The organism is Vibrio sp. Isolate22, from assembly GCF_022398115.1.
Lineage (GTDB): Bacteria > Pseudomonadota > Gammaproteobacteria > Enterobacterales > Vibrionaceae > Vibrio.
Genome location: NZ_JAKEUW010000116.1, coordinates 1 through 4,892, shown reverse-complemented (window position 1 = coordinate 4,892; position 4,892 = coordinate 1). Strand labels below are relative to the sequence as shown.

Genomic DNA, 4,892 nt, shown 5'->3' with positions numbered 1-4,892 from the left:
TTACATTGCCATGCTTCAACGGCTGAGTCGTCAATCCAAAACGTTACTGAGCCTCGCTTGCACAAGGCTTCATTATACTCACTCCAGTTCGCTATCTTCTTCTTCGACTTACCCATAACAACACCATGCTTCTACTACATGGGATCAGATCGCAGGACTGAGAAAAGGTTCCAACTGATTTAGTCAACAACGCCTATGCCAACTATTGAGCAAGAGAGTTAGTTACCAACAAAAACTGGTTACTAAAAAAAGCTAACTATTAAGAGAACAAACTAGTTATTGAGTAAAAACAGCAAACTTCCGCCACTGAGCGAACTGCCGTAATTGAAGTTAATACCGACACCAAAGTTATCAAAGAAGTAAGAGTCGTAAGGCATATCGAACACTAAACCTGCACCAAATTCATAGTAATAATGCGTGTCGAGTGGATCGGTTAGGTCGCCCGCCACGTCGATTCTTCGAAAATTATAGTGAACTTGAGGGTTCTTTAAAGACCATGCCTCTATCGCCATATTTTGTCGAAACTCTAGCTCATTGATGAATCGTAAACCTTCTGGATTGCCGATATCACCGTCATTCGCTTCACCCCATCCAGTCCCGTAGAAATAACGAGCTCTTGAAGAGACATTCCAACTTCCCCACTCCTGTTTTTTTAGGTATTTGAGTTTAACCGATGGCTCACCAATCAATGCCCATGCAGAGGTGTTTAGAGCATATCCATCGAGCTGAGTCTGAAAAGCCTTAGAGTAACTGTTGTTGTATTCATACTTGTTGCGGTAATACAGCAGATGAGCCCCTACCCCATAAGCGATAGACCAATGTTGGTTTAAGTGGTTTTGAACGCCGAAAAAGCCATACAGGCCTAACACTGAATCCTTGTTAGGGTTAACACGACGATCGGTCGTAACATCCGATGAAATCTCGATATCTTGCTCAGAAAGCGCATAAGAGCCTCGTACCGACCAAATCAAATCTAGGTCAGGATCATCGGTTTTAATCACAGAAGAATAAGGAATAGAGCCAACACTAACCTGGCTTCGAGTATCAATCGTTTTATCTGAACCAAAGCCACTGTCGTTCAAGTTAATAAATGAGTTGGGGTCAAAGTCGACAAAGCCAATTGAGACGGCATCGCTGTCAGTGAGAGCAATGGAAGCAGCAAAGATTTTCTCTAGACGATGTTGAATCGCTTCATTGGACGCTTCAACACTAAACGAAGCAAGGCCAGTTAAAAATAGAACAGTTGAAGGGGAATATCGGGACTGGGGTGAAAGCATTAAGTTGACTCCATTCAAACTTATGCTTCAAGTGTAATTGGTAATTTCACTATTTCAATCAGATAGTTAATTGTGTTGTTGATACACCTCTCAGTTCCAATTGTAAGAGTGTAGCCAAATCTATGGAGCCCCAAAGCTCTTCTACGTCTTGGATTCTAAAATGAATAATCATATTTACCTCTCTATTGATCGAAAACCCATTCGAGAACTCATATTGGATTATTCTCAGCCTAAGTGCTTACCATAATGCGCCAAGCGCACTTTAAGAGCTGTTTCGCATCCTGAGCAATAAGCGTTTGAATATCTTATATTTCTCTCCTACGTTTTTGATAACCCTTTACTCAGGAAGAAGTAGATGAGCAATATAGAAAAAGTATATGGATTTAATACGCCGCAACAACTCTTTGTCGGATACACACTTGCCGTACTCGTTGATTTAACCGTTCTTAATTTTTTCGATGAATACTGGGACTTTGTAAATATCGAGTCATTCACTATCTCATTTGCTGCTGCAATTTTACTGCAGTTGCTGCTCAAACTGTCTATCGGTTTGGAACATAAGCTCGCGGATTACTTCAAGTCGAAGCCGGGAACTGCACCTAAGATTTACAGGGGACTATCGAGCTATGTGATTCTGGTGGGCTCAAAGTTCGTTATGCTTGAAGCGATCAATATCTTATTTGGCGATAAAGTCGATTTCAGTGGCCCTTGGAATGGCGTGGTCGCCTTCTTTGCTGTGGTATTTACGATTCTGATTGCCGAAGTGATTGTGTCTAAAATTTACTTCGCACTCGATGACACACAAAAGAGTGAAAAAGTCCCAGCACTCGATTAGATAAAGTTTAATAGAACCGAAAACAAAAAAGTGAGCCAACAAGGGCTCACTTTTTACGTTAGGCCTTTACGTCAGGCCAAGTTCGGGGGGCAAGTGTAATTAGATAAAGACTCTCGCTCTAATACCAAATACCCAAGCACTACTCTCAGTAGAAAATGCTGGATCTTTTATGTACTGAATGTCAGGCGTTACTTGGAAGTGATCGCCAAACTGCATGTTGTAATAAATCTCAGCGGTCCATTGTTCTGTGCTACCACTTGTTGCTTTCGCATCAGCCGCAAAAGAATCACCATTCACTTCTGCCCAGTTCAATGCCACACCTAAGTTGTTCGTCGGTTTTCCTAATCCAAAGTAACCCATACCAACGGAAATCGATTTATCGTAAAGGGCTACATCCCCTTCTGAGAAACCACCGCGAACAAACGGCATAATTTGGTCACTCGTGAACTGGCTCCACGAGAAATTAACGCCTGAGCCACCTTCCGCAGATAAACTATTACTATGACGAGTATCGTCGCCGAAGTCCCAGAAGGTCACATGAAAGTTATCGGTATAGATCTGCTCTTGCGAAGCTGTCCAACCTAATTCCAATGTGGTGAAGTAAGAAGCATCGCTACCAAAGGCTGTGTCAAAGCCATCAAAAATGTCATCGGACTTACCGTTAGCGTCAGCGATACCACCGACAACATAGAAGTTCTCACCCAGCATATGACCAGCAGAGAGCGCTAATACACCATCATCCGGTAGACCCATTGCGCCAGAGCCTGTCGAGAATGCTAAGTTCGTAAAACCAGACCAAGGGCTTGCGAGCGCATAAACATCGGCATAGTTCGTTACATCTTGCCAACCGACAACGATAGTACCTTTACCATCATTAATTTTTTGCTTCCAATTCAAGTCTGTCACTCGAAAACCTTGGTCGCTGTATGCTGGACCGATCGCCCCGACGTAACCAAGAGGTCCAAATGAATAATCTTTTGGCGCAGTATCGCCGTAGGCATGCCTATGCTCGACCTTCCATACCAAGCTACCTGAGTTCTGTGTGTCTTTTCCTAGCAGATGCCATGAACCATAGAGTCGCGCGACACCCGATGATGCATCCACGCTATCGCCACCAACACCATCCCCAGAGGTTAACCCTAAAGCAAAGTAATCCGCACCGAAGGTAAAACCATCCTCAGCTAATGACTCTCGCCAAGATTTCTTCTGTGCTTTCTGCTCTGCAATTGTGTTTTCAACAGAGTCTGGGCCATCAAAGTTTGCGCTATAAACGACGGGGCTAATCGAGCTCACCGCCACAATCACCGCCATACTTAATTTAGAAAATCTTGAGTTCATCATGTCACCACTGCAATTTAAGTTAGTTTTATTTTATGTATTACTCAGATGAAAAATTGTCATTTGATGACACTGAACAATTAAAGATTAATAGTGTTCAAAGTCATCTTACTAATATTCAATAACTTAGTAGTCATATTGCCACTCTTCAAGGTTGATAGATGGCCATTTGCTGACAATGATGAATTCTGTGTGCTGGCTTTCAGTTTGGTTGTACTTATTGATGCATCAAGGTTCAAGATTCTCTTTTCGGTATTGTCTTGGCGTCATGTTCATTTGACGCTTAAACGCACGAGTGAAATGAGATGAATCGGAATAGCCCATCTTTGCCCCTACTTGTGTAATCGACAAATCTGGCTGCTTAAGCAATTCCAATACTTGCTCCAATACCATCTCCTCTATCAGAGTTTTATAGACCACTCCTTCTTGCTCCAAACGGCGTTGGATAGTCCTGACATGCATGTTTAAGATTTCAGAAGCGAGACTAATCGGGAGTTTCCCCATCGTCAGGTACGGTTTAATGACAAGCTTAAAGGCACTTAAGAAAGAGCTAGGCAACGGAACACTGGATTCAAGAACAGGCGAAGCTTTAGGCAAAACAATCGGCTCAAGCATGATCGCTTCTGGGATTTCAAAAGCCGTAACTGGCCTGTGTGTGAAAAACTGAGCGCTACCCATTTGCGGCAAAGATTGGAAGCATTCAAGGTCATCACTCTGAATACCTACTTCCGATGGCTTCCAACGCCCCTGTGTTAACACTGAAATCAGTTCATTAATAAAAATAACCGAGAATAGTTCAGCAAACTTAAACCAAGGAGCGTTTGTAAATGGCTTCTCACGAACAAACCACCACTTACCACCTGCTTGTTTGGTATAGACATGAGCACCATTGGATACCAACTTTATCTGTTCACCAAATTGGTCGAGTGCACTTTTCAGGGAGTCCTGTTGATTCAGTTTTGCCACAAACCTAGGCACATAGGTTTGTTTGCAAAAGCTCCACATAAACAGCGAAAACTCTTCTCGTGATGCTGACTCTCCCATAATCTTGACCACATTTTTTAGGTTCATCGCGGATTAGCGGGAACTAAAAACAAAAACGGTAGTAAGTGATATGGTTTAGTCGCCAAACAAAAATCATACACAAACTACCGTTTTCATGCCGAATCATACTTTCCTATCTTCATTCTGGGAAGGCTTTAAAATAGTAAAGTCTCACCAGACAGCATCACTTATTACACTGACTCTTAAACCTAACTCTGAGGCTAAATGCCTTTGCGGTCTTGAAGCCGAGGCTATCCATGAGTATCAATGGCGTCATGTGAAAGAGGCCATGTTGTTCAGGTCTCTTATACAAATCTACGAGCCCACGAGACAGGCCTATTGCGTGTTGTTCCGGTCTCTTATACAAATCTACGAGCCCACGAGACAGGCCTATTGCG

General features: G+C 42.8%; 3 protein-coding genes and 2 pseudogenes. 1 reads left to right on the top strand and 4 read right to left on the bottom strand.

The genetic code is table 11. The annotated features are described in order from the left end of the window. Together L1D55_RS26845 and L1D55_RS26840 are read right to left on the bottom strand one after the other, a co-directional pair. Nucleotides 1-116, bottom strand: a pseudogene (locus L1D55_RS26845) (IS5/IS1182 family transposase); the annotation flags it as partial. A 156-nt stretch (nucleotides 117-272) separates the two neighbouring features. Beyond that, complete coding sequence (locus L1D55_RS26840) at nucleotides 273-1,277, bottom strand: Solitary outer membrane autotransporter beta-barrel domain (RefSeq protein ID WP_239919478.1); 1,005 nt, start codon at nucleotides 1,275-1,277, stop codon at nucleotides 273-275. 355 nt (nucleotides 1,278-1,632) lie between these two features. Between L1D55_RS26840 and L1D55_RS26835 the strand changes: the two genes are divergently transcribed. Then, nucleotides 1,633-2,112 (top strand): hypothetical protein, encoded by a 480-nt coding sequence (locus L1D55_RS26835; protein WP_239919477.1) that lies wholly within the window; start codon nucleotides 1,633-1,635, stop codon nucleotides 2,110-2,112. Nucleotides 2,113-2,211: 99 nt separating this feature from the next. On the opposite strand, the gene L1D55_RS26830 is transcribed toward L1D55_RS26835, so the two are convergent. Then, nucleotides 2,212-3,453, bottom strand: coding sequence for a carbohydrate porin (locus tag L1D55_RS26830; RefSeq protein WP_239919476.1), 1,242 nt, complete (start codon nucleotides 3,451-3,453; stop codon nucleotides 2,212-2,214). A 225-nt stretch (nucleotides 3,454-3,678) separates the two neighbouring features. Next, a pseudogene (locus tag L1D55_RS26825) lies at nucleotides 3,679-4,515 on the bottom strand (helix-turn-helix transcriptional regulator); the annotation flags it as partial. Nucleotides 4,516-4,892: the final 377 nt, after the last annotated feature.

Bases quoted from the DNA above. Each gene is read 5' to 3' on its own strand.
- L1D55_RS26840 (WP_239919478.1), bottom strand. From the start codon at position 1,277: ATGCTTTCACCCCAGTCCCGATATTCCCCTTCAACTGTTCTATTTTTA.
- L1D55_RS26835 (WP_239919477.1), top strand. From the start codon at position 1,633: ATGAGCAATATAGAAAAAGTATATGGATTTAATACGCCGCAACAACTC.
- L1D55_RS26830 (WP_239919476.1), bottom strand. From the start codon at position 3,453: ATGATGAACTCAAGATTTTCTAAATTAAGTATGGCGGTGATTGTGGCG.